Annotated in this window: 24 protein-coding genes; 12 read left to right on the top strand and 12 right to left on the bottom strand. The window is 39.2% G+C overall.

The features are described from left to right. The first annotated feature begins 223 nt into the window (after positions 1 to 223). Positions 224 to 1,741 carry an acetyl-CoA C-acetyltransferase gene (locus ACZ8ZH_RS08140; protein ID WP_119063442.1) on the top strand — a complete coding sequence of 506 codons (1,518 nt, stop codon included), beginning with the start codon at positions 224 to 226 and terminating at the stop codon, positions 1,739 to 1,741. Positions 1,742 to 2,446: 705 nt separating this feature from the next. On the opposite strand, the gene aceI is transcribed toward ACZ8ZH_RS08140, so the two are convergent. Further along, positions 2,447 to 2,881, bottom strand: coding sequence for a chlorhexidine efflux PACE transporter AceI (aceI, locus tag ACZ8ZH_RS08135; protein WP_119063440.1), 435 nt, complete (start codon positions 2,879 to 2,881; stop codon positions 2,447 to 2,449). 99 nt (positions 2,882 to 2,980) lie between these two features. Between aceI and aceR the strand changes: the two genes are divergently transcribed. The 4 genes from aceR to ACZ8ZH_RS08115 all read left to right on the top strand — a co-directional run bounded on the left by aceR (position 2,981) and on the right by ACZ8ZH_RS08115 (position 6,969). After that, positions 2,981 to 3,868 carry an HTH-type transcriptional regulator AceR gene (aceR, locus tag ACZ8ZH_RS08130; protein ID WP_119063439.1) on the top strand — a complete coding sequence of 296 codons (888 nt, stop codon included), beginning with the start codon at positions 2,981 to 2,983 and terminating at the stop codon, positions 3,866 to 3,868. A gap of 92 nt (positions 3,869 to 3,960) precedes the next feature. Then, entirely contained in the window at positions 3,961 to 4,947 is a 987-nt protein-coding gene (gene tal, locus ACZ8ZH_RS08125; RefSeq protein ID WP_119063438.1) for a transaldolase, read from the top strand. 70 nt (positions 4,948 to 5,017) lie between these two features. Further along, complete coding sequence (gene leuE, locus ACZ8ZH_RS08120) at positions 5,018 to 5,668, top strand: leucine efflux protein LeuE (protein ID WP_119063437.1); 651 nt, start codon at positions 5,018 to 5,020, stop codon at positions 5,666 to 5,668. A 125-nt stretch (positions 5,669 to 5,793) separates the two neighbouring features. Beyond that, the gene (locus tag ACZ8ZH_RS08115; protein WP_119063436.1) at positions 5,794 to 6,969 is read left to right on the top strand and encodes a benzoate/H(+) symporter BenE family transporter; all 1,176 of its coding nucleotides are present in this window, start codon (positions 5,794 to 5,796) and stop codon (positions 6,967 to 6,969) included. Positions 6,970 to 7,035: 66 nt separating this feature from the next. Here the strand turns inward: ACZ8ZH_RS08115 and ACZ8ZH_RS08110 are convergent, their stop codons facing one another. The 3 genes from ACZ8ZH_RS08110 to ACZ8ZH_RS08100 form a co-directional block, all read right to left on the bottom strand. Next, the gene (locus ACZ8ZH_RS08110; protein ID WP_086210103.1) at positions 7,036 to 7,593 is read right to left on the bottom strand and encodes a TetR/AcrR family transcriptional regulator; all 558 of its coding nucleotides are present in this window, start codon (positions 7,591 to 7,593) and stop codon (positions 7,036 to 7,038) included. A gap of 5 nt (positions 7,594 to 7,598) precedes the next feature. Beyond that, on the bottom strand, positions 7,599 to 7,943 hold the full coding sequence (locus ACZ8ZH_RS08105) for a DMT family transporter (RefSeq protein WP_086210104.1): 345 nt from the start codon (positions 7,941 to 7,943) through the stop codon (positions 7,599 to 7,601). Positions 7,944 to 8,022: 79 nt separating this feature from the next. Then, a complete protein-coding gene (locus ACZ8ZH_RS08100; protein ID WP_119063435.1) occupies positions 8,023 to 9,042 on the bottom strand; it encodes an alpha/beta hydrolase in 1,020 nt (339 codons plus the stop codon). Between the two features lie 296 nt (positions 9,043 to 9,338). On the opposite strand from ACZ8ZH_RS08100, the gene ACZ8ZH_RS08095 reads away from it, so the two are divergent. Continuing rightward, on the top strand, positions 9,339 to 9,782 hold the full coding sequence (locus ACZ8ZH_RS08095) for a universal stress protein (RefSeq protein ID WP_086210107.1): 444 nt from the start codon (positions 9,339 to 9,341) through the stop codon (positions 9,780 to 9,782). A gap of 82 nt (positions 9,783 to 9,864) precedes the next feature. Next, positions 9,865 to 10,308: a universal stress protein gene (locus tag ACZ8ZH_RS08090; protein WP_086210108.1), complete on the top strand. Its 444-nt coding sequence runs from the start codon at positions 9,865 to 9,867 to the stop codon at positions 10,306 to 10,308. 114 nt (positions 10,309 to 10,422) lie between these two features. Here the strand turns inward: ACZ8ZH_RS08090 and ACZ8ZH_RS08085 are convergent, their stop codons facing one another. Together ACZ8ZH_RS08085 and pepN are read right to left on the bottom strand one after the other, a co-directional pair. Next, positions 10,423 to 10,590, bottom strand: coding sequence for a hypothetical protein (locus ACZ8ZH_RS08085; RefSeq protein ID WP_470247903.1), 168 nt, complete (start codon positions 10,588 to 10,590; stop codon positions 10,423 to 10,425). A gap of 248 nt (positions 10,591 to 10,838) precedes the next feature. Next, positions 10,839 to 13,448 carry an aminopeptidase N gene (pepN, locus tag ACZ8ZH_RS08080; protein ID WP_119063434.1) on the bottom strand — a complete coding sequence of 870 codons (2,610 nt, stop codon included), beginning with the start codon at positions 13,446 to 13,448 and terminating at the stop codon, positions 10,839 to 10,841. Between the two features lie 421 nt (positions 13,449 to 13,869). Between pepN and ACZ8ZH_RS08075 the strand changes: the two genes are divergently transcribed. The 3 genes from ACZ8ZH_RS08075 to thiM all read left to right on the top strand — a co-directional run bounded on the left by ACZ8ZH_RS08075 (position 13,870) and on the right by thiM (position 16,356). Beyond that, positions 13,870 to 14,127 carry a hypothetical protein gene (locus tag ACZ8ZH_RS08075; RefSeq protein ID WP_086210111.1) on the top strand — a complete coding sequence of 86 codons (258 nt, stop codon included), beginning with the start codon at positions 13,870 to 13,872 and terminating at the stop codon, positions 14,125 to 14,127. 184 nt (positions 14,128 to 14,311) lie between these two features. Continuing rightward, positions 14,312 to 15,472 carry a hypothetical protein gene (locus ACZ8ZH_RS08070; protein ID WP_119063433.1) on the top strand — a complete coding sequence of 387 codons (1,161 nt, stop codon included), beginning with the start codon at positions 14,312 to 14,314 and terminating at the stop codon, positions 15,470 to 15,472. Between the two features lie 11 nt (positions 15,473 to 15,483). Continuing rightward, positions 15,484 to 16,356 carry a hydroxyethylthiazole kinase gene (gene thiM, locus ACZ8ZH_RS08065; protein WP_119063432.1) on the top strand — a complete coding sequence of 291 codons (873 nt, stop codon included), beginning with the start codon at positions 15,484 to 15,486 and terminating at the stop codon, positions 16,354 to 16,356. 33 nt (positions 16,357 to 16,389) lie between these two features. On the opposite strand, the gene ACZ8ZH_RS08060 is transcribed toward thiM, so the two are convergent. After that, positions 16,390 to 17,121, bottom strand: coding sequence for a hypothetical protein (locus tag ACZ8ZH_RS08060; protein WP_086210114.1), 732 nt, complete (start codon positions 17,119 to 17,121; stop codon positions 16,390 to 16,392). Between the two features lie 241 nt (positions 17,122 to 17,362). Then, positions 17,363 to 18,889, bottom strand: coding sequence for a TerC family protein (locus ACZ8ZH_RS08055; RefSeq protein ID WP_119063431.1), 1,527 nt, complete (start codon positions 18,887 to 18,889; stop codon positions 17,363 to 17,365). Positions 18,890 to 19,426: 537 nt separating this feature from the next. Here ACZ8ZH_RS08055 and ACZ8ZH_RS08050 point away from each other — a divergent pair. Beyond that, on the top strand, positions 19,427 to 19,729 hold the full coding sequence (locus tag ACZ8ZH_RS08050) for a hypothetical protein (RefSeq protein WP_086210116.1): 303 nt from the start codon (positions 19,427 to 19,429) through the stop codon (positions 19,727 to 19,729). Between the two features lie 153 nt (positions 19,730 to 19,882). Then, entirely contained in the window at positions 19,883 to 20,347 is a 465-nt protein-coding gene (locus ACZ8ZH_RS08045) for a MarR family winged helix-turn-helix transcriptional regulator (RefSeq protein WP_086210117.1), read from the top strand. 5 nt (positions 20,348 to 20,352) lie between these two features. Here the strand turns inward: ACZ8ZH_RS08045 and ACZ8ZH_RS08040 are convergent, their stop codons facing one another. The 4 genes from ACZ8ZH_RS08040 to zapE all read right to left on the bottom strand — a co-directional run bounded on the left by ACZ8ZH_RS08040 (position 20,353) and on the right by zapE (position 25,814). Next, positions 20,353 to 21,015 (bottom strand): SOS response-associated peptidase family protein, encoded by a 663-nt coding sequence (locus ACZ8ZH_RS08040; RefSeq protein ID WP_119063430.1) that lies wholly within the window; start codon positions 21,013 to 21,015, stop codon positions 20,353 to 20,355. 567 nt (positions 21,016 to 21,582) lie between these two features. Continuing rightward, on the bottom strand, positions 21,583 to 22,059 hold the full coding sequence (locus tag ACZ8ZH_RS08035; RefSeq protein ID WP_119063429.1) for a hypothetical protein: 477 nt from the start codon (positions 22,057 to 22,059) through the stop codon (positions 21,583 to 21,585). Positions 22,060 to 22,136: 77 nt separating this feature from the next. After that, the gene (locus tag ACZ8ZH_RS08030; protein ID WP_119063428.1) at positions 22,137 to 24,299 is read right to left on the bottom strand and encodes a malate synthase G; all 2,163 of its coding nucleotides are present in this window, start codon (positions 24,297 to 24,299) and stop codon (positions 22,137 to 22,139) included. 363 nt (positions 24,300 to 24,662) lie between these two features. Next, positions 24,663 to 25,814: a cell division protein ZapE gene (zapE, locus tag ACZ8ZH_RS08025; RefSeq protein ID WP_470247902.1), complete on the bottom strand. Its 1,152-nt coding sequence runs from the start codon at positions 25,812 to 25,814 to the stop codon at positions 24,663 to 24,665. Positions 25,815 to 25,880: the final 66 nt, after the last annotated feature.

Below are 25,880 nucleotides of genomic sequence, written 5' to 3'. Positions count from 1 at the left end.
AAATGAATTGTTGATGGATTCAAAGATATCCTTTTAACTTCAAAGTGATGTCTAGAGTCTTATATTTCAATAGTTCCATCGGTTTCAGTAGAATCATACTTGAGTTATAGAGGATATGTCTTGACCTGAAAGCCTGTTGCAATGTCATTCTAGTCAATTCAGCCCTTTTTATAATATGCTAATGTACACCCTAAGAATAGATTAACATGCTTGGAAAAGCCTTATGAGCAAAACAACTCAAGAAAATCCAGCAGTGGAAAATTCTGCTACGGAAACCGTGTCAAATACATCAAAAAGTACACCGCGTAGAACTAAAAGTACTGGCACGACAACCCAATCAGTAAATAACACGACTAAGCCGACTCGCACTCGTGCTACGTCAACTCGTAGTAAAAGCCCTGCTTCTTCTACAAATGCTTCAAAACCAAAAACTCAAACTGCTGTTCAACAGGATCAAACCATGAGTCAAAACACTGTTCGCCGCGTGGCTATTATCGGTGGTAACCGTATTCCTTTCGCTCGCTCAAATGGCGCATATTTCACCGCTTCGAATACAGATATGTTCACAGCAGCGCTAAACGGTCTTGTTGAACGTTTTAATCTTCAAGGTCAACGCCTTGGTGAAGTAGTTGCTGGTGCTGTTCTTAAGCACAGCCGTGACTTTAACATGACCCGTGAATGTGTACTAAACACTGCACTTGCGCCAGAAACACCTGCTTACGATATTCAGCAAGCATGTGGTACTGGCTTACAAGCAGCGTTCTTAGTTGCGAATAAAATCGCACTGGGCCAAATTGAAGTGGGTGTTGCTGGTGGTGTAGATACCACTTCTGATGCACCAATTGCGTTTGGTGATGGTTTACGTAAAGCATTACTTGAACTCAACATTGCAAAAACGGGTAAAGACCGTTTAAAAGCTTTAACCAAAATCAACCTAAAAGACTTAATGGATGCGCCGAAAAATGGTGAGCCACGCACAGGTTTGTCTATGGGTGATCACCAAGCCATTACTGCGCTTGAATGGGGTATTGCACGTGAAGCGCAAGACGAACTTGCTGCATCTTCACACCAAAAAATGGCTGCGGCTTACGAAGAAGGCTTCTTCGATGACCTGATCACACCATTCTTAGGTTTAGAGCGTGACAACAACTTACGTGCTGACTCTACGGTTGAAAAACTTGCTAAGCTCAAACCAGCTTTTGGTAAAGGCGATGCACGCACCATGACTGCGGGCAACTCAACACCACTTACGGATGGTGCATCTTGTGTACTTTTAGCATCTGAAGAATGGGCAAAAGCAAACGGTCACGAAGTCCTTGCTTACTTAACCTTCCAAGAAACAGCTGCTGTTGATTTCGTTGAGAAAAAAGAAGGCTTATTGATGGCGCCTGCTTATGCAGTTCCACGTATGCTTGAGCGTGCTGGTCTTAAACTTCAAGACTTCGACTACTACGAAATTCATGAAGCATTTGCGTCACAAGTTCTTTCTACATTAAAAGCTTGGGAAGACCCGAAATTCTGTAAAGACCGTTTAGGTTTAGATGCTCCACTCGGTTCAATTGACCGCACTAAACTCAACGTCAAAGGTTCTTCACTTGCAGCAGGTCACCCATTTGCTGCAACAGGTGGTCGTATCATTGCCACTGCTGCGAAGTTGATTAACCAAAAAGGTTCAGGTCGCGTACTGGTTTCAATCTGTGCTGCAGGTGGTCAAGGTGTGACAGCAATTATTGAGAAATAATCTCGCCTTCGCTGTAAAAAAGCATCTCTTTTGAGGTGCTTTTTTTTACTGGTCAAAACCATCAATTTACTCTATAGATAAAAACATAAAATAACCAAATACAAACTATGCGAAATTCACCGCCCTTTATTGTTTATCTCAATACCCCGATTCGCTATTATTATTTTTACCTCATTCCCTTAGTCATAGCGCTTTTGATTGTCAGCTTCGACTTTCACTTTCTAGGCGTGTTTCCAACCAGCATTGCATCCAACTTGTCCAGCCCGCATAAATTTCTCAATGACTTTTTTGCTATTTGTACTTTTATATGTATTGCCCTTATTTTGATCAATTATTTTCGTATACAACTCAACCGACCACAAGTTCAGCAGATCAGGCAACACTACGCAAAACTGAATACACAACAACGCTCAATGTTTAATCCACTAGGCTTAGTGTTTTTTATTTTTATGTTGCTCTTTTTCTGCTTAAGTTGGTTTTTGATCAGTGATGAAATCCCATACACAAATTCCAGTACAAAGAAAGGCGCAACCATGATCTATCTCAAAGGCTTTGCGCATCCATATATAAGCGCTATAGCAAATAGTTTTCATGCTGCCATCACCGTCTTTTTTGCCTTAATGATCCCTTATATTTTAAATGTCAGAAAATTCAAATAAGAATTGCATCACATTAAAAAAGCCACGACATTGCGTGGCTTAATTTTTAATTTGAATATTGCGCTTCAGGTTGAATACCCAATTTGGTCTCCACCATGTCATAACACCATTGGAAAATAAAGGTATAAACCAAAATACACATGGTTAAACTAAAGTCGAGTACGATGGCTTGCCAAATACTCATTTGCATTGCATATGCGACCATTGGAATGGTTGCAAGCATCAAACCACCTTCAAAACCAATCGCGTGAAGAACACGTACGCCGAAGGTTCTTTTGAGTTTTCTTTTCGCTTCAAACTTTTCAAAAAAATGGTTAAACACCATATTCCATATGACCGAAGTGACTGCCATGGCAATACCGAGCACGCCTGTGACCTCTAAAGGCATATGGAATATGAAACTTAAAGCTACAGCAATGATCACCAATAGGATGATTTCATAGCTGAGCGCATGAATAATCCTTCTTTTGGAAATCAACATTTTTAATTACTCTTTCATGATTGGATGTTGGCTATTTTATTTTTATAATATTGATTAATCGAGTCAGGTTCTTTCAGTAAAACTGAAAGATAGAAAATTATGAATATCAATCAAGAGCAACTTATCATTTTTAAAACCGTGATTGAGTCAGGCTCATTTTCAGCTGCCGCACGAAAATTGGGCAAAGTGCCATCGGCCGTGAGTATGTCAATTGCCAACTTGGAAATAGACTTAAACCTACAACTTTTCTTACGCGAAGGACGTGAGCCTACAGCAACAGCGCAAGCCCTAACCTTGTATGAAAAGACCGAGCAACTACTGACCGAAATGAATCAATGGAAACAGCATGCTCATGCCCTAAGCCACGGTTTGGAGTCCTCGCTCAATATCGTCGTTGTATCCGAACTGCTCCATATGCAATGGATCGACTACATCGCAATATTAGAAGCTGAATTTCCCAGTCTACAGATCAACATTTTTTCTGCACCTCAGGAAGATGCGCAAAGAATGTTACTCAACGGTACAGCGCAACTTGCACTGATGTTCGAACGTGAACAGCTGGAATGCAGCGAACAGTTTGTTGAATTAAAAATGGAAACTTTAGTCCCTGTCTCAAACAAAGACTTTGAGCTGGCGCAATTTTCACAAGTCAGCTTTGAACAAATTCAACACAGTCGCCAGATCGTGGTTGCCAGCCGAGATAAAAGCATTAAGCCTGAACTACTTTTTTCTAAAGAATATTGGCGGACTGACAATCATCACTCTGCCTGCGCACTCATTATGCAAAATTTCGGTTGGGGTGTTTTACCCTTGGAAATGCTGAATGAAAACCCTCAGCTCAAAACCCAGTTGAAAATATTAGATCTGCTGGATTTCACCCCAAAGTTTGAATATTTTGTCGATTTGGTCTGGAGTCGTGAAAGTGAATTGGGTGCAGCTGCACGTTTTTTAATCCAACACATCCGAAATCAACGTAAAAAATCGTGATAACTGCTGTTAAAACATCCGAATCCACTTGGGTTAGAAGCAGTTTGTGTTATAAATATTTTATGGGTAATAACTTTAAGAACTAACGATCAATGACACAAACTGCATTAAACCAATTAAAAAGCTTAACCACCATTGTTGCTGACAGTAGCGATTTAGCGGCGATTAACCAATTTCGCCCGCTTGACGCAACGACTAATCCGTCGCTGATTACAGCGGCTGCTATTCAACCTGAAAATAAAGAGTTGATTGAGGATGCTTTTGCTCAAGCCAAAACTGAGGGCTATAAAGAAGACTTACTCATTGAACGCACAATCGACATTCTTACCGTCAAGTTTGGGGTTGAAATTCTCAAATTGATTGAGGGTCGTGTATCTACAGAAGTGGATGCTGCACTGTCATACGATACCGATGCCACCATTGAAAAAGCCAAAGAGCTGTTGGCGCTATATAAAAACTACGGCGTAGATCAAAATCGTATATTAATTAAAATCGCTTCAACATGGGCGGGTATTCAAGCAGCGAAAGTGTTAGAAGCTGAAGGTATCCATACCAACTTAACGCTTTTGTTTGGTGTGCATCAGGCCCATGCTTGTGCGGAGGCAAATGTCACTTTAATTTCACCTTTTGTTGGACGTATTTTAGATTGGTACAAAAAAGCCGAAGGCGTGGACAGTTATCCAGTTGAAAAAGACCCTGGCGTACTTTCTGTGAAGCAAATTTACCAGTTCTATAAAGCACATGAGATCAAAACAGAAATTATGGGCGCAAGCTTCCGCAGTGTTGACCAAGTCTTAGGACTTGCAGGTTGTGACCTTCTTACTGTTGCGCCTAACTTATTAGCAGCTCTTGAACAAGACACACGTGAAGTTAAAGCCCAACTGTCAGCAAGTGATATTGCGCCAGCGACAACTGCACTTAACACACTCAGTGAAACTGAGTTTAGGAATCAAATTGAACATGACTTGATGGCAACGCAGTTGTTACAAGGCGGTATTGATGGATTTATTAAAGCCCGTCAACAGCTGAACACACTATTGCGTCAGTCTTTTGGTCTAGATGAAGAAATTTCAGCTTAACTTGATTTTTCTTCTTTTAAAAGCCGATTTTGCTATCATGCAATATCGGCTTTTTTATTGAGAATATGTTGTGTTTGGGATTATCGACATCGGTACCTATATCATCGGTACAATTTTAATTGTGATTCTACCAGGCCCAAATTCTCTTTATGTGATGTCCATTGCCTCACGTTTTGGCCCGAAGATCGGCTATTGGGGAGCATTAGGCGTTTTCACTGGTGACCTGATTCTCATTCTATGCACGGTACTAGGCGCAGCATCTCTTTTACATGCTTTTCCTTGGCTGTTCATTTTATTAAAAATTGTAGGTGCTTTGTACCTATCCTACCTAGGTGGAAAACTCTTGATTGCTGGCGTCAAAACGTGGCATTCATCCCCACAGCATCTTAAAGCAAGTACAAACCAGAATACTTTGCAAACGCTACACCCGTTTAGATCAGCGCTGACCATTAGTCTTTTAAACCCTAAAGCTATTTTGTTCTATTTGTCTTTCTTTGTGCAGTTTGTTAACCCTAAATACGCTTATCCTGCACTCAGCTTTACTTTACTTTCAGTCATCTTGCAGATCATCAGCATGGCTTATCTTAGCATTTTGATTTTCTCAGGGATTAAATTGGCCAGTTACTTTAACCGTCAGTTTAAAGTTGCCGCTGTCGCAGTGGCAACTGTTGGTTTGCTGTTTTGTGGTTTTGGTTTAAAGCTCGCACTTTCCACCCTGTAATTCTTGTGAATAATCTCGTTATTTTCGATAAAAAAACCATTGTATGCTGTTTTCTTTTTCAAGAACCAGCGTATGATCCTTGAACAATCGCTATTTTCACTCATTCAAATTATGTTTTGATCTTCATGCAAAAATTATTTCAAGATTTCTCAGTTCCAGCAGTATTCGCAGGTTTTATTACCTTCCTCATTGGCATTAGTGTGTCTTCTGTCTTGGTCATTCAGTCCGCCCAAGTCTTAGGTGCAAATACCGCACAAATCAACTCATGGTTCTGGGCTTTAGGTCTGGGTATTGGTTTGAGTGGATTGCTTTTATCTTGGAAACTTAAATATCCTGTATCGACCTCATGGTCTACTGCGGCACTGGCTTTAATTATTGCTACGGGCAGTGGCTATAGTTTACATGAAGCAATTGGCGCATTTTTGGTCTGTGGTTTAGTTACCGCTATTTTGGGCTTTTTCGGGATCTTTGAAAAAGTACTGACTTATATCCCGCAAAGCCTAACCAGTGCCATGCTGGCAGGTGTGCTACTGAAGTTTGGTATTTCATTGTTCGCCAGTATGCAAGACCATTGGGGGTTTATTTTATCCATGCTGGCGGCTTATATTGTTTCTAAGCGACTTACTCCACGTTATTGTATTGTCATTACCGTGATTGCAGGCTTGTTACTCTGCCCATTGTTCCTAGACTTCCATACACCTCAAATCACATGGAGCCTAGCGCAACCTGTTTGGATGACGCCTGAATTCAGTATGTCTGCTATTTTAGGTTTAGCGCTGCCTTTGTTTGTGATCAATATGGCATCCCAATATTTACCAGGTATTGCCATGATTAAAAGCTATGGCTATAACCCACATGTCAATCAACTGATTGGTTGGACGGGTACCGCTCAAGCCTTACTCGCACCATTTGGTTGCTATAGTGTGAATACTGCAGCCATCAGTGCCGCTGTCAGTTTAGATGAACAAGTTCACCCTGACCCATCAAAACGCTATATTGCGGGCATGAGCTGCGGCTTCTTTTACATATTAATGGGACTATTCGCAGCCACCCTCACCAGTCTTTTGTTGTCATTCCCTGCAATCTTTATTACAGCCTTAGCAGGCATTGCTTTATTTGGCACGATTAGTCATAACATTGCAATTGCATTTGAAGCAGTATCAGACCGTGAAGCGGCACTCATGACTTTCTTATTTAGTGCATCAGGTGTTCAGTTTTTTGGCATTGGTTCTGCCTTTTGGGGGCTACTCTTTGGTTTTGCAGTTATGCTTATATTTAAGTTTAAAACCAAAAAAGTTTAAGCCCTCATATAAAAAAGCACCCTCGATGGGTGCTTTTTTATTTTGAAATACTGCTAACTTAAAAAGTTAATGCTGATAACTTCGTTGGATTAGCTCTTGCTTAAGCTGCATGGTCTCAGACAAATTTTCCACCTCAGTAAATGCTGTGAGCCAAATGCCATCTGCAGCATAACGTAGGATTTTCAATTCCAAATCATTGTCTGTGTCCTGATGTCGCGCTAAACGTTTTTCTAGCCACTCAATCCAATACTCATTAAAGGTACGATCTGTCAGCATGATCATCGAAATAGCTGACCAAGAGTGTTCTAAACCCAGCACCTGCTTTTCTAATGTAATTTCGATATAGGCTCTCGTGAAGCATCCGTAATACTCTTGATCTTTGGCTATCAACTGATCCACCACTCGATCTAATTGTTCAAGCTGTTCTACAATCATTGCCTCAAGTAGCTTTTGCTTGTTTGGAAAATGATGAAAAACCCCTCCTTTACTCACGCCAACCAAATCAGCTACGGCCTGTATAGAAACCCCAGTCACACCCTTTTCAGCTGCCAAACGGATGGCATGTTGCAAAATACTGTGGCGAACCTGTTCAGGTGCTTTTTTACGTGGAGTTGTTTGTTGCATCGAAGTTAATGCCCTGTCGAATTTGAAAATAAATTAATTACGATTACACCAGAAACAATCAACGCAATACCAATCATTGCGGCGAGATCTAAACTTTGTTTGAAAATAAAGTAGCCAATCAATGCAGTTAAAACAATCCCCACACCCGCCCAAATTGCATAAGCGATACCCAATGGAATCACTTTAATCACTTGTGACAATAAATAAAATGCCAGCGAAAATAAAACCACTACCGCCAGCGAAGGCAATAGTTTGGTAAAACCTTCCGACTTAACTAAAAAGGTCGAACCAATGACTTCAGAAATAATTGCCATCGCTAGCAAAGCATAAGCCATTAATACAGGATTCATACTAAACTCAATTATTAACATACCAGTCGGTCGGTATGTTAATAAAACCCCAAAAGTTAAGCAAGTCTTTTAAACATGATTATTTGGATGAATTTATCACTAAATCTGAAGTTCTTTTTATAAAATCAATGGTTCGATCAAAGGTGATCTGACTCGCCTCTTTACTCATCATGAACTGATATTCATGCACCAAATACTCTTTAGAGTCTGGGTAAAAAGCTTCTGTAACTGCCACCTGATGCTGCTTCAGTACTTCAACAAAAGGTAAAGACTGAGTTTTGGTTAAAAAGTCTTTATTTCCCCCACTAATAAATACAGCAGGATACTGTGATGTAATATGTTCGCTAGTTGAAATCGACTTTAAAAATGCAGCATCGTCCTTACGCTCGCCTGTATAAGCCTGTACCAAATTATATACACCCCATTCAATCAACTTTAACTCTTCAGGAGCCGTATTCACAAAACTGTATAAATCGTAAATCCCACAATGCAGAATCAATCCTTTTAGTTGTCTAGCTTGAATCGAAGGTTGAAAGCCAGATGCTTCAGCAAAGCTAGAATTAGTCAAAAGCGCAGCATAATGGCTGGCAATATTGGCTCCAGCAGAATCTCCAGCAAGATACAATTGGTTTGCGTTAATGTGGTACTGAGTAGCATGTTTTTGTAAAAAACTAAGTGCTTGATTGAGCTGATGTAGTTGCGTTGGATAAATCGCCTCGGGGGCAAACTGATACTCAACTGAAATAACATTGAAACCTTGGTTGGCTAAAAGCTTAAAATACCCACGTGCATGTTCTTTAGAACCAGAAACCCAGCCACCACCATGAACCCAAACTACTGTAGGCACTGTATCTAATTGTTCAATATTTTGTGGTTGATAAATATCAAGATTCAGCGCAGGACTAGCTTGATATGGAATATTGTGATGTACAATGACATCAGGGGGAGCAAAACGATCCAGCATTTTCATTTGAATATGGGTTGCTGTATTAAATGTACCCGCAATCAGTTTGGTATTTTTTTCGACACTTTGACATGCACTTAACACGACCATCATAAAAATGATACTGATTGTTTTAATCAGAGACTGAAAACCCATATTGTTTGCTCAATTTTTTTAGTGATTCTAATACAATATCTTGCGCAAGATATATTTAAAACAGACCAATTCGCCCCTTTTATAGCTCTCGAGTTAAGCACTGAAAAAAATTCTTCAAACTTGAAACTTGAGTTTTTTGCTCAAGATTTATTCTGGCTAAATCCACATTTAATGACATTATTTTCTGAAAATTTCATGAATTTTCAATTTTTTAGCGCAATCAAAATTGAACATTTAAATACAGTATGTTATCAATAAAACAAGAACTAAATCTTATACAATCAGGAGTTCCACTGATGGCTTACCAACATATTTTAGTCCCTGTTGACGGTTCGCAGATTTCTTTTTCTGCTGTAAAACAAGCAAGTGAAATTGCCAAAGTTTTCGGCAGTCAATTAACTCTCATCAGCTTAGTCGCTGAGGATCCCTTGAAAGATGCTGACTTTTACTACACAGCTCCAATCATGAAAGAATATTTCATTGAAGCATATAACAATGCTGAAAAAGCCCTGCAAGATGCCGTTAAAATTGCACAAGAAAATGGTGTAGCAGCTCAGTCAAAAATCATCAAAGGTCAAGTTTCGGAAGATGCTGTGGTTGAAGCAGCAACTTCGCTGAAAACAGACTTAATTGTCATGGGTTCACATGGCCGTAAAGGCTTCCAAAAGTTTCTTTTAGGTAGCTTCGCTCAAGATGTGCTGAAGTCTACCGAGCTTCCTGTTCTCATTGTTAAAGCCTAACCCAAAATAAACTTTCTTTGCGATGCACTACGATTCTCTCTGCATAAAATAGCCATCGCGAAGAAAAACAAGGAGAATACCAATGAGCTATAAACACATTTTGGTGGCAGTTGATGAGTCACCTATGTCTTATGCTGCCGTTGAGCAGGCACTTGCTTTGGCTAAAGACCTCAATAGTCGTGTAACGTTGATGAGTGTCATTGCCGTTGATCCATTTGTCGGAGTCGATTTTTATAAAGTTGCACCTGCAATCACAGACTATTTCCTACATGCAGAACAAGCTGCTCAGGCACGTTTAGCTGAAGTCAAACTCTCTTTTGACCGTGATGAAATTGAAGCAGATACTAAAGTCATCCGCGGTATATCTCCCTCTGAAGGTATTATTCATGTCGCCGATGAAGTCAGTGCAGATTTGATTTTGATGGGTTCACATGGACGTACAGGCTTTAAAAAAATGATGCTAGGTAGTGTGGCACAAAATGTCCTGACTCAGTCTCCTATTCCTGTCTTAATTGTGAAAGTTTAATACATAGTGCTAAATAAAAAAGACTGCCTAGGCAGTCTTTTTTATTTAGCAAAATATTAATATTGCACTAGCTTTTGGAAATTTGCTGATGCAAATTTTGTAAATATTGCTCTGCTACTGACTGTTGAATAAAGGTTTTTGAAATAAACCTGAGGCATGATGGTTATGTGGACTATATTCAATATTGACTTGAAATGTTCCCAGTTCAACACTTTTTACAATACGAATCGCAATAATATGAACAGTATTTAAATAAAACCCATCTTCAATCTTAACTAACATATCTGTTTACACTCTACATGTTCTATTCACTCAACATCCTGCATACATAGGCCGAAAAAAATGCAGAATATGAGCTAATCAATGATTATTGCGGATTATTATAGCTCATAAAATGCGATTCATTTCACACTATTCACATGAAAAGTCATTATTAAAATAAATACTGATATAGATTTACCTCATGCAGTCATTCTTCAGTTTTAATAAAAAACCAGTCATATGACTGGTTTTTTATTAAAAGAAATCTGTTAAATGCTTAGCATACTACTTAAAGTCTCACTGACATTTTTAGATTTCACTTGTGGTTTTAAGTCCTCAAGCTTTGCTTTCACTTCGCTACGCTGTGGTTCTGCCAATGTGTACCAACGTGACAAAACTTGCAATAAACGAGAGCCTACAATTGGATTTTTCTCATCCAAATACTTTGCCAGTCCAATGAAATGATCCACACCAAAACTCCATGTGTTCACTGGGTTTGCATTTAAGCCACCACTCACTGAACGGATGCGGTTTGGTACACCCAAATCATAGTCTGCATGTGAAGTAAGGTAATTAATCGTCTCTTCTGTCGCACAAGGATGTGCCGCTTGTAGCATAAACCACTGATCTAATGACAAAGCCTCATCTTTAAAACGTAGATAAAAATCACGTAATGCAGCTTCTGCTTGTGGTGCATCGTTCCACACCAAGACACGTAATGCACCTAACCGTTCAGACATATTGCCTGTGGCTTCATATTGCTGATACGCCAGTTCAAAAGCAGTTTCATCACCTTGGCGAGCCATCATACTGAGCATTATATTTTTCAGTGCACGGACACCCATGGCTTGTGAGAACTCTTTTTGCAAATCTGGGTCTAAAGCCAAATACGTGTCTTTACAGAACGCCCCTAACTCACGTGCAAGTTTGTCAATCAGAGCATTACGCTGTTCTTGAACTTTCTCAGGTTCATAATCGGTGTCGATACGGCTACCTAAATATCCTTCACTTGGCACATCAAATAAACGCGATGCCAAGAGTGGATCTTGCTCAACAAGCGCAGGCAACGTGTTTTTAATGGCTTGAATATAAATATGCGCATCATGACCATTGAGCAAAATACGCTCAAGCAGTGTTTGTGTTGCTTGCCATTGGTTAAATCCATTGGTTTCGTATTGAATTAAGAATGCCAACTCTTCATCGGTATAGTTGAACTCTAAGTTGACGGGCGCAGAAAAATTACGCAGTAATGACACGACCGGCTTCGTGCTTAAACCGCTAAATACAATGCTGGCTTGGTCTTGATCAAAAAGATACACACCGTCTTTGACTGCATTTTCAAATAAACTGTTTGAGTTTAAAAGCAATTGCTCACCTGTTGCAGCATCGAACAGTGCTAAAGCAACAGGAATTGGAACAGCTTTTAGGTTCGGATACTTAGGATGTGCTTTTAAACTTTGCTTAAAGTTTAAGGTATAAGTTTGTGCAGCAGCATCATAGTGACCTTCAGCTTCTAACTTTGGTGTACCTGGTTGGTTATACCACGTTAAGAAGTTGGATAAATCTACACCTGAACCCGCGGTCAAAGCAGCGACCCAATCTTCAACTGTCACAGCTTGACCATCATGGCGTTCAAAGTATTCATCGGTTCCTTTACGGAATTTTTCTTTGCCTAATAAGGTTGCCATCATGCGGTTAATTTCCGCACCTTTTTCATAGACTGTTGCCGTATAGAAGTTATTGATTTCCACAAAATGATCTGGACGCGGTGGATGAGACAATGGGCCTGAATCTTCAGGGAACTGATGCGCTTTGAGTACCGCAACGTCGTCAATACGTTGAACTGCAGCAGACTGTAAATCTTCTGAGAAAGATTGATCACGAAAAACTGTTAAGCCTTCTTTTAAACACAATTGGAACCAATCACGGCAAGTAATTCGGTTTCCTGTCCAGTTATGGAAATATTCATGGGCAATTACCGACTGTACACGCATGATCGCGGCATCTGTCGTATATTCTTCATCCGCCAAAACACATGAGGTATTAAAAATATTGAGACCTTTGTTTTCCATCGCCCCCATGTTGAAAGCACTGGTCGCCACAATCATATAATTATCTAAATCATAGGGACGACCATAGTGTTCTTCATCCCAACGCATTGAATGCTTTAAAGCTTCCATCGCAATATGACATTTCGGAATATCTTTTTCTTCAGCATAAATTTCCAAAGCCACATCACGACCTTCGGAGGTCACATAACGGTCTTTTAAAATAGCCAAATCACCAATCACACAAGCAAACAAATACGCTGGTTTTTTGGTTGGGTCTTGCCAAACGGTATAGTGACGACCTTCGCCAGCCTCACCCGCTTCAATCAAGTTACCATTGGCAAGCAGCACAGGATATTTTTTGTCAGCTTCAACACGTGTGGTAAACACTGAAAGAACATCAGGACGGTCTGGGTAAAAGGTAATTTTACGGAAACCTTCAGGCTCATTTTGGGTTACGAACAAATCTGATGCGGCTTGGTATAAACCTTCAAGTTGTGTATTTGACTCAGGATGAATGATCACTGATGTCTCAAGCTTGATCTGATTTGGTGCATTGCGAATCACCAACTGCTCAGCATCAAGTACATATTGCTCTTGGCTGAGTTGCTGACCATTCAGCACTAAACTCTTCAGCTCTAAATCACGCCCGAGTAGAACCAAATCACCTTCAGCTTGGCGCGTTAACTCCAGTACAGCATCAACTTTGCTATGCTCATCATAGACTTGAATATCGAGGTGAATGCTGTCTACTAAAAAAGATGGCTTTTGGTAGTCTTTTAAATAAACAGTTTGATCTGCCTCAATAATTGGATTTGCCGCAATATTCATGTCATGTCCTAATGCTATTGGTCTACAGCTTTATATTGTGTATGTTTTGATCATACGACAAGTTTGTCATGCTGTCTGTGTTCGTTGAATGATATTTATATGGGCACATTGAATTGGCTTTTCAATTGTATTCCCCTTGTCGCTATCCACTATCTTTATCAATTGAATAAGAAACAGGCAATTCCGTTCATTGTGCTGGTGTTGTTCTGCAATATTTACACCAGCACTCAAAACCAATTTCATACAAATGGTACAAATTCAATAAAATCAGGCTTTCTCAAAACCCTATAGCACTATAAGGAAGACGTTTTCGAATTTATAACTTAATTTTCAAATCGTCTACATTTTGTGCACAGTTCTTGCTTGTATCTCATTATGCATAGCGCATGATAAAACTTAGACAAAATAAAAGAGGTGTGAGATGTATTTAAAAGACCATATCGTCCGCGTCGAAAATATAAAAATGCTGCAAGCACTGGATGCTGCAAAAATTGATCATAAAGTGATTGCTATGTTTATGAGCTGTGAAGGAATGCCATTACAAGCACATGACGTCACCAGTATCTTAAACCACTATGATAACCTTAGTCGCAAAAAGCTCCCCAACAGGAAGGTTCAAGCTATGATTGAAGCCAAAAAATTAGGTAGAGAAGACGACTCTTTGCCTTGCCCCGTTTAAATTCGACTTCTACAAAAATACGGCGCATGCCGTATTTTTTTGCCCTATATTCGCCCCTGTATCCCTTCTTCTATCTCATCGTCACAAAGCGCCTCTGCTTGTTCAATTACACTGCAATTTACACCGCCTTTCTGAAATTTTAGCGTGTATAATTTGAGAAAATCCTGAGTTCCAGATTCATCCTATGTCGCTTCAAATTTTGCACAAACAACTTGATGAAAGCACGCCATGTCCACTGTGTCAGGCGGCTATGTTTTGGGTGGATGCTGAACAATACGATAAAGAAATTAACTTTCATGAATGTAGCCACTGCCAACATCGTGTTTTTAGTCATTCAAATCTAAATTGTCACTGTGACAGCTGTTTAGCGCAACGCAAAAAAATATTAAAAGAAACTCGCCAGCAAGAACAACGTAAAACTAAAAATCAAAAAGACATTTATGAGTTTGAACTGGGCCAGCTCAGTTTTATGCATAAATTATTTTTATTGGCCCTGCTTGATGACTACGTACAAGAACATACTCAACACCAAGAGTTTATTGATTGGGAACAGATCAAATATTTTAGCATCAGCCCCAATTACCTGTTTCAAAATAGCCTTGTTAAACAACTGGTAAAAGAACAAATCCTCGTTGCCAAAGATTTTGCCAGTGAAGCACATCAGTACTATATCAATGTCCGTTTAGATGGTTATTCGGAACCCAGCTTATTTAGCATTACCCAACAGCTTCGTTATTGGTTTTACGAGAACCTGAGCCTCGGTGTTCCATTTAAAACCTCAGATGAAGTCAAAAATGCCTTGTACCAATTGCTTTATCAGGAAATTATCCAGTTTATGCAATTTTACTGCCGTACTTGGGGTATTCAAATTGCGGGAAATAACAGTTTCCAAGTGTTTTGTTATCGTTTGCTCGATGTACTCGCAGTTGGACAAATCTATTATCTCATCCAAACTGCTTTAGAATATTTGTACGAACGTAAAGCCTTACAAATACGCAATGAAAACTTTATCAATACCAACTTGTTGAAAAAAACCTTGCAACAATACCGTGAACGTAGTGTGGCAGAAAAATGGGAAACCTCAACTCTGCCTCGACCGCATAACTTAGCATTCAGTAAAATGAGCGAAATTTTGTTTTTCCGCTTCTTAGGTTATGACGAAACTATTTTCTTCCAACCTGTTTCACGTTCATGGCAAAAAATTGAACCGCGTTTAAGTTTCTATTCGCAAAAGCGCTGTATGTACTGTGGTTCAAATGAACTCACTGTAGATTATGATGCTGACCAATATGTGACTTTATTTTGTCGCAAATGTAAACATCAAGACCACTATTTCACCAAATAAGGGCACCCACTATGACCCAGCTTTTAGACCTGTCCTTGCTTAACACAAAACAATCAATTCAAGACCAAACCGATGTCTTGGTGGCATATGTTGCTGAAGCTTGGACTGCCCTGCAAACGCAACAACCTTTGGTGCAATGTATCACCAACAGTGTTGCTGCCAACTATGCAGCCAACGTTTTATTAGCTGCGGGCGCCTCACCTGCCATGATTGATAACCCCTTTGAAGCGGAAAGTTTCACCCGCATTAGTGCAGCGCTTAGTATCAACCTAGGAACGCCAACCTCTGAACAAATGCAAGCCATGCAAATCTCAGCTCAAACTGCGCAGCAACAAGGCATTCCATGGGTTCTAGATCCTGTTGGTTATGGTGCATTTTTAAAATGGCGCTCTGAAATGGTCGATCAGCTTTTAGCCTTTAAACCCACGATTATCCGTGGCAATGCTTCAGAGATCAGCACACTTGCAGGCAACCACATCGAAACCAAAGGTGTGGACAGTACTGCCAATAGCGCAGATGTCTACCAACAAGCAAAAACGCTTTTTGCACATTCTAGGGTGATTGCTATCTCAGGTGAATCTGACTATATCCTGTCTCAAGAACTTAATGCTGTGATTCAAGTCAATGGTGGTTCATATTTACAACCGAAAGTAACCGCTACAGGCTGTGCTTTAGGCGCATTGATCGCTGCCTATAGTGCGGTGACCAATCCTGTTATTGCAGCACTGTCTGCGCATATTCACTTTGCGATTGCTGGACAACTTGCTTATACCCAAAGTCAAAGCATTGGAAGCTTTGCCGTAGCTTTTATGGATCAAATTCACCAACTCAAAGCTGAAATGATTTATGAATATGCAAATATACAACTGATTCAAACATCTTGATAAGCGCAAATAAAGCTGTTCTTGACTCGCTTGTTAGGCGACTTCTCGCCCTAAGAGCAAGTTAAGTGCAGCATCTACTAATGTAAAAAGATCTAATTTACAAATACAGATCAACCCCATACCGATAAAATAGTCAGGTGCATGCTGCATATAAAAGTTGATATGTGGACTCGCCCGATTGCGTAGCCGAATTAATTGTTCAGGGGTTGTTTGTGGCAGCACACAAGGATGTACAAATACATCCTCACTACGTTGCTGTACATTCTCATGACGATTTTGCATGAGCTCAAGCACCTGCAAATACTCTTCAGGCATCTTAGCACCAACACGTGGATAAAAGCGCTTAGAACGTGAAGCAAACAAGCGATATACTTTCGGTTGCATCAAGCTTGAAACAAACCACAGCTGTCGCGTGGGATATTTGAGGCGATAACCTAAAGCCACTCGTATCGCAGACATCAAACTTCTGTTTTGATTCCTATAATCAGGTAAAAAGGCTGCTCGTGAATTCACGATATACAAGGTCTGCTGCTCTCTATTAAGCTTTAAAATGGCAATAATATTTTGACCGACGATTTTACCTCGATGATAAAAACGAATAATCGGTAATGCAACGACATCATGATTATAAAGCAGTTGATATAACTCATTTTGAACTGCATTTGGAAAAATTTTCCGATCAAAGCTTTCCAATTTCTTAAATAAGGCCTGTTGCTTCTCAGTCGAAAGCTTAGTGAAATCGACCATTTTTTCCATAAGATGCATGAGCTCTTTCCATTTTTATTTTTGGTAGCCACACTACCTTTATTTATTATCTGATATTAAATTATGGGATAAAAACCTACCTTTACTAAACTTCACCAGCTCAAAAAGGATAAACGCACATCGCCACTAAATTTTGCGCATAGCATAGCGATTTTTTAATCAAACATCTAATGGTTAATTTATATACAAAAAAAATGCCAACATAAAGCTGACATTTTTTTACAAAAGCTTAAAGCAAATCTTAAACTATACGATGAACAATACTGACAGTTTTAATTCGATTTGAATCTAACTCAAGCACTTCAAAATGAACACCACGATAGTCTAACTGAGTTCCGACCTGAACATCACCATGGGTTTTATCAAGAATTAATCCAGCTACACTGATATAGCCTGCATCTTCCTCGACCAAATCCAGCATTCCAAGTTCGAGTTCAAGTTGGTACAAGTCTAGCATTCCTGTCGCCTTCCAAGTCTGATCATCTATTTTGATCAAATCAAGCTGTTCATCAGCATCAGGAAACTCACCAGCAATTGCTTCAAACACATCAAGCGGTGACACCAAGCCTTGTACATTACCAAACTCATCACTCACCAAGACCAAAGAACCTTTTGATGTTCTCAAAGTATTAATGGCATCAATCACTTTCATTTTTTCGAAGATGTAAATTGGGCGATGACGCTTGATCAGATCTTTTAACTGTTCTTCATCATCGAGTACATCAAGCAGCTCTTTGGCACGTGCAATACTTATGACCTTGTCTAGACTACCACGACACACTGGAAATAAGCTGTGTGGTACAGACAATACCTGCTCACGAATTTTTTCAGGGGAATCGTCTAAATTGACCCATGAAATTTGGCTACGTGGCGTCATGATTGAAGCCACAGAGCGTTCGGCCAATGTCAGCACACCACCGATCATATAACGCTCTTCATCCGCAAAAGCTTCTTGTGCTTGACGCTGTTCCGGGTCTTCAGCTTCGATTTTTCCGCCCATGAGTTTTAAAATAGAATCCGCAGTACGATGACGTAGTGGAATTTTAGCTTCATGTTTTGCCGCATTACGCTCACCAAACTGGTTAAATGCCTCGATCGCAATCGCGACACCAATACCCGAATAGATATAACCCTTAGGAATATGGAAGCCGAAACCTTCCGCAATTAGGCTGATACCAATCAATAACAGGAAACTAAGACACAAAATAACCACGGTTGGATGACGGTTTACGAAAGCAGTTAAAGGCTTAGATGCCAACAACATCACGGCCATCGCAACAATCATCGCTGCCATCATGACATAAATGTTATCTACCATACCAATGGCGGTAATTACTGAGTCCAGTGAAAAAACAGCATCTAGAATAACAATTTGTGCAACGACTGCGGTGAAACCTGCATAGACAACATTGCTTGTAACTTTAAGCTCAGGCTTACCTTCAATTTTTTCGTGCAACTCAGTAACGGCTTTATATACCAAGAATAAGCCACCAAAAAGTAAAATGAGGTCGCGTCCAGAGAATGTCCATTCCAATATAGAAATAAGCGGTTGAGTCAATGTGACTAACCAAGAAATTGTAAATAACAAACCCAAACGCATAATAAGTGCAAGGGATAAACCTATGACACGCGCTTTATCACGTTGTTCAGGGGGAAGTTTTTCAGCCAAAATGGCAATAAAGACTAGGTTATCAATACCTAAAACAATTTCTAATATAATAAGAGTAAGCAAACCAACCCATATTCCCGGATCTAATAGAAATTCCATTATTTCATTACTCCAGAATTATGTTTCTGTTTTAAAAGCATAAACCCACACGGCGACGGATCCATTTTTGTGACCTGTTCAACTAAAGATGAAATAATTATGCCTGAGATGTTTGCTTTGTAATATTTTTTTTATGGTTTTTAACAAAATTTTAATATTTAGATACTTATAGAGTGAAATTTACCCTTAAAGCACCAAACTTGACTTTAGATATTGTCACTTAATGCCAATATTCGATGTTTAAAAATTCTAGACGCATTGGTCATTTTTTAAAAAATTAATTTTCAGACTCAATTTATTTGAATCAAATAAATGTTTTTTATACATTATTTATTTTAATAATAGTTAAAAAAAATCAATTTATAATATTTATGACCTTACGCATTGAAACTTTTTGTTAAAAACACTAGTTCACAAATCCATTTTTTTCACTAAAATGAAACACAGCCAAGATTGTTGTAAAAATAATCAATTGCTAAAACCAAGGATGCGCGGATTTCTAATCCAATCAAGTAATACAGAATAGGATTCATTGCTATGACCAATGAAAAGGCTTTGACTTTTAATAAAACGTCAAAAATGCTTAGCAATACTAGCTATGAAGGCTCATATCTCAACTTAGACTCATCATTTGATCAGCATCAAGTTAAAATTGTGGTTTCGCATAATAACCAAAAGTTTGAAATGCTCCTACCTATCGTTCTACAAGACGGTACCCCAATGGCTAAACTTTCTTTAGATTCTCACCAGAATGCTGAAGTAGAAGATGAAGTTATACAATTTGCGCAGACTATTGTTGGCTTTCACCAAAATAAAAGCAGTTATACCCTATCTGTTTAATAGCCACACTTAGCTTCAAATTACTGTTAAAAGATATTTCATCTGCAAATCTCTTTTAACAGTAATTTTATATTGCTAAGTATATGAGTGTTCACATAAAATGTGTTCAATTGATTTATAAAATAAAAATACGATTCACGGGGAATCCGTCACATGACCAAAAAGTATAGTAAGTTCCTACCAGGTTCTGAAGATTTTTCACTGGAAAACTTTCCATTTTACTGGGTAACTCAAGTACATGCTCAATATGTACTCAATGTCGATCACGCTTTGAAAAAATATGGTTTAGACAACTCTCGTCGTCGTATTTTACTTGCTCTCAAATCAAAACCACATGCCAGTGTTTCTGATCTATCTGACATGGTCGTCTCAAAAATGTCGACAACCACCAAAATTGTTTATCGTTTGAAAGATGAAGGATTGGTTGAAACTTATTCTTGTGAAGATGATGCACGTATCACTCGTGTCCTCCTCACAGAAAAAGGCACGGAGATGACCAGTAAAATTAATGATTTAACCAGTGTAGTACTTGAGCAATCATTTGAAGGTTTAACACCTTTGCAAATTGAAAAAATGATGGAAAGCTTGAAACACGTGTTTAAAAATTTAGCGCGCTAAACCGTTTAAAAGTCGAAAAAGTTGAGCTGGGGACTCTCTTTTTCGACTTTTATTTTGGGTACATAAGAACATTCAAACTCTTCAACAGGAAAGCCTTGTACAAAAGATTGAATATTTGACGATTTCCAGCTAAGCCATTCCTCTAAACGGTCATGTGGAATCACAATCACTGAGCGCTTCACATCCCCCGGCTCATGGAACTCCCGCATCATTGGGTGGTCTATAGCATCCATCGTCAGCATGGTTGCTGAACGCACTACCTCGCCTGCTATGCGACAGATTTCATAAAGAGCGGCAACAAAAATAACCTGTCCATCCCGTCGTCTAACACCCCATCTCTGTGGTTTTTGCTCTATATATTTTGACTCATAGAATTCAAAAACTGGAATTACCCCAAACTGATATTTCGAAGTCGCTTCAATAAAACTAGCCTTTTGCAGAAGTGTCTCACTTCGAGCATTATAGGTTTTGCTTGCAATACTCTTATCTTCTGCCCATTTCGGTATTAAACCAAAATGCACCTTACGCCATTCAAATCCTATATTTGATTTGAACAATAAGGGCAGCTCATAACCTGGATACACCTCTTCCACATAATCAAAAGGAATTTCAGGTAGGCCAAACTGCTGTACTTGAGCAAGGATTAGAGGTTTAAAATTAGCACACATAGCATCAAATCATTTTTGCTTTTTTTGTCTCAAGCAAATTTCTAAACTTAATCAATAGAGTAACATATCATCTTGGATATTTTACCCATCAGGCATAATCAACCAAAGCCCAAACTAAAGTCTTCAAAATACATCACTTAGGTCGAAGTCAGCTTATTGATGTCGAAACTTCATCCACAAATTCGCACCATATAGCAATCAAGATTGATACGCTCTGTAAGGCCAATACATTCATTAGAGCTCTTGCAAAAGTCAAAAAATGATCATGCATTGGTAATAAAATAAGTGTTGAACGTCACTTCACTCTTGGTGAAAAGCTTAGAATGAGGGCGGATTCTTCCTATCAATCCTCTCCCTAGCCTTCTCCTTTTAAAAGAAGAAGGAACTTTCATTGTGATTTCAATACAGCTCAAAAAATGACTTATGCAAGAAATCCATTTATCTTAGAACAAATCTAGTAGACATAGACCTTATTTTTACTCTTGGCTTTAGAGCAAACCAAGTGATTGGTGGACTATATATCCTGTCGAAAGCTCAATAAAAGTTCTCTATGAATATAAATCTTTTTCATCTCAGTTGATTAATTTGTTTTACTGCCACATAAATTCGCCAATAAATATATGTACTGATAATAACTTCAAAAATAAGATCTAAGACTATATTTAATTGCTTAAGCATTGCCTCTTCCAAACTGGAAGCAAAAACCAAAATTATGACTTGCAAGGAAATACCAACTATCAAAAACAACACAAGTGATTGAATTGTAATAGGTAGACTCAAAGCAATAATACGCTTTAAAAAATCACGACCTTTTTCACCCCCATTCACTTTAAAGATTGCATTTATCCAGCTAATCAACAAACCAATTTGCAGAATAAATGATGCCCACGCTGCGGATACGGTAGATTCGGGTGCAAGTGTAAGTGCTAAATAACTCAACAAGATAATAATGGCACTCACGATATAATAATTTTTAAAATCTGTTTCTGAGACTTTATTTAACTTCAAATCTTCTACTAATTTATTAACATTCCAGAAGTACATTGTTATTCCTTGTTCTTATACTATTTAAAATTGCTGATAAAAAAAGCCTCCGAAGAGGCTTTTTTTAGATTTACAGATTAGTCACCTGTATAACCTTTTAACTTCAAACGTGCAGCATGTAGAAGTGGCTCTGTATAACCTGATGGTTGCTCACCACCTTTAAACACTAGGTCATAAGCTGCTTTGTATGCATAACCATCGAAGCTTGGTGCCATTGGTGTATAAAGCGGATCGTTTGCGTTTTGCTCATCAACGATTTTCGCCATACGCTGCATCACTTCTTCAACTTGCGCTGCAGATACGATGCCATGACGCAACCAGTTTGCAACGTGTTGAGATGAAATACGCAAAGTTGCACGGTCTTCCATTAAACCAACGTTGTTGATGTCTGGAACTTTCGAACAACCTACACCTAAGTCAACCCAACGTACAACATAACCTAAGATCCCTTGAAGGTTATTTTCAAGCTCTTTAGTTTTCTCTTCTTCAGTCCAGTTAGTATCTGTCGCTAAAGGCGGTGTTAACAAATCGTCTAATGATAAAGGCTGAGTATTCAAGAGTTCTTTTTGACGCTCAGACACGTTGCATTGGTGATAGTGAATCGCATGAATGACAGCACCAGATGGAGATGGAACCCATGCACAGCTTGCACCCGCTTCTGGATGTTCAATCTTGGTTTTGTACATGTCTAGAAGCATGTCTGGTTTTGGCCACATGCCTTTACCAATTTGTGCTTTACCACGTAAGCCCGCTTGAAGACCGATCATCACATTGCGGTTTTCATATGCTGGGAACCAAATTTGTGCTTTCACTTCGCCCTTACGAACAAATGGACCTGCTTCCATGAAAGTATGAATTTCATCACCTGTACGGTCCATGAAACCTGTATTAATGAAGATAGTACGGTCTTTTGCTTGAGCAATACAGTTTTTCAAGTTTACAGAAGTACGACGCTCTTCATCCATGATACCGATTTTTAACGTTTTTGCAGGCAAGCCAAGCGCTTGTTCTGAACGCTCAAACAACTCAACCGCAAAAGCAACTTCTTCAGGACCATGCATTTTAGGTTTTACGATGTACATTGAACCTTTACGAGAGTTCTTGTTTTCGTTTTCACCTTTAATGTCTGCAAAAGACAATAGCGGAGTGATTAATGCATCCATGATACCTTCGTAGATTTCAGCACCATCTACAAGGATCGCAGGGTTGGTCATGAGGTGACCCACGTTACGAAGAAGCATCAATGAACGGCCATGAAGTTTCGTTTCACCGCCAATCAAGTTTTTGTGCGTACGGTCTTTATTCAAAGTACGCGTAATAGTTTTACCATTTTTCTCGATAGACTCTGAAAGTGTACCTTTCATCAAACCTAACCAGTTACGGTAGCCTTCAACTTTCTCTTCTGCATCTACAGCAGCGATCGAGTCTTCTAAATCTTGAATTGTGGTTAATGCAGACTCAAGAACCAAATCTTTTACGCCAGCCGCATCTGTTTTACCAATTGGGCTATTTGCATCAATTTCGATAATAACGTGTAGGCCGTTATTTAAAAGTACGATTTCTGTTGGAGCAGATTCTTCGCCATTGAAACCTACAAATTGTGCTTCGTGTGCTAAGCCTGTTGTTGAACCATCTTTCAAGGTCACAACTAACTTTTTGCCTTCAACTGCATATTTTGTCGCATCAGCATGTGAACCATTTGCTAATGGGAAGGTTTCATTTAAGAAGTTTTTAGCAAATGCAATAACTTTATCGCCACGTACTGGGTTATAGCCTTTACCTTTTTCAGCGCCACCGTCTTCAGGGATCACGTCAAAGCCGTAAAGTGCGTCGTATAAAGAGCCCCAACGCGCGTTTGCAGCATTTAAGCAGTAACGTGCATTACGTACAGGTACCACCAATTGCGCACCAGCCAATAATGCGATTTCTTCATCTACATTTTCTGTGCTGATTTGGAAATCTTCTACTTCTGGTACCAAGTAGCCAATTTCAGTAAGGAAAGCTTTGTAAGCTCCAAGTTCAAATTTGTTGTTGCGGTGCCATTCATCAATCTTCGCTTGAATGTCGTCACGCTTAGCCAATAGTGCTTTGTTCTTTGGGCTAAGATCGACAACGACTTGTTCAAAGTTCTTCCAGTAAGCTTCACTGTCCAAACCTGAACCTGGAAGTGCTTCATTTTCGATGAAATCGTAAAGTTCTTTAGCAATCGCTAACTTGCCTTTTTGAATACGTGCAGTCATTGTCTTTCCTGATATTGCTACTTTTTATACAAGAGATTCTAGTATACCGATTTAAACTTGGCTGAATAGTAATATCACCGTGCGAAATAGTGATCATTTTTTATTTAATACCGTAAAAAAGCTACCAAATAATATACTGCTCAAAGCACAAGCACTATCAATTTACAAAATGCTCTTTAATAGTTTATTAAGTTTTTGAAATGTCGAAATTAGACTTAAGTGCAGTTTTGCTTATATTTCACACTTAAAACCAATATTCTCCCTGTTTTTCAACCCTGATTAAGCCATGTTTATAAAAAAAAGTCGATAAAATAAACAATGAAAATGCACATAAAAAAAGCATCCTTTCGGATGCTTTAACTTTTAGATTTCTTCTTGTTGTTTACTTGCTTCAGCTTGTATTTGTCGATGCGCTTCATTCAAGTAATCATCTGATTGCATTTCCAATAAACGTGAACGCGTGCGTTCAATTTCAAAGGCTAATTTATCACCAGAGTACAAATCAATAATCGTATCTTCTGAGGTTAAAATCAGTTTTACCCCACGGTCATAAAACTCATCGACCAAATAAATAAAACGACGTGTCCCTTCAGAAAGATAGTCCGTTAAGTGCGGCACATTGCTTACCAACACCGTATTATAAATATTTGCAATTTCAATAAAGTCAGCAGGACTCCGTGGTTTTAAACACAGCTCCGAATACTCACACCATAAGACATCTTCAGTATGTCCTACCGTTTCCACAATACGATTATTAATAATAATCGGCTCATCTGAAATGGTTTGGGTTTGTGTCAATGCGCTAAAACGCTGTGCGATCCAACGTTGGTGTTCATGTGTTAAAGGCGATTTAAAGAGTTGCGCCTGTTTTAAAACACGTAAACGGTAGTCCACGCCCGCATCCACATTTAAAATCACACACTGTTGTTTCACCATTTCAATGGTTGGAATGAAACGATCACGGTGAATGCCATTTTTATATAAACCATCTGGCGCAATGTTTGAGGTCGCCACCAAGGTAACACCACGTGCAAAAAGCTTTTGGAACAAATCACTGAGAATCATGGCATCCGTCACATTCGAGACGAAGAACTCATCAAAACAAATAACCACCGCTTCTTTATAAATTTGATCAGCAACCGCATCTAAAGGATTACGCTGACCTGAAAGCTTGTTGAGCTCACGATGTACGTGTTGCATAAAATGATGAAAGTGCATGCGTGTTTTACGGCGAAACGGAATTGAGTCATAAAACTGATCCATCAGCCATGTTTTACCGCGACCGACACCACCCCACATATATACACCACGTGGAGAGGTTTGACGGCGGAAACGACGGAATGCCTTTTTTGATGCCTTAAAACGTTGAATTAATTCATGCCAAACGCGATCCAACTCGTGTACGGCCTGTGCTTGCGCGTCATCGGGCATAAACTGTCCAGATGCTAAGGCTTGAGCATAACGCTCGGCAGGAGATAAAGGGCTGAATGCGGTAGGTGAATTAAAATCTGACATATCATTTAATACTATTTTTAGGCTATATCAATTATAGCGGAGTGGAAAAGTTAATCTATAACACTT

The organism is Acinetobacter sp. SW-226 (genome assembly GCF_055632855.1).
The sequence above is the reverse complement of the archived record's forward strand: the minus strand, read 5'-3'. Positions and strand labels throughout refer to the sequence as shown.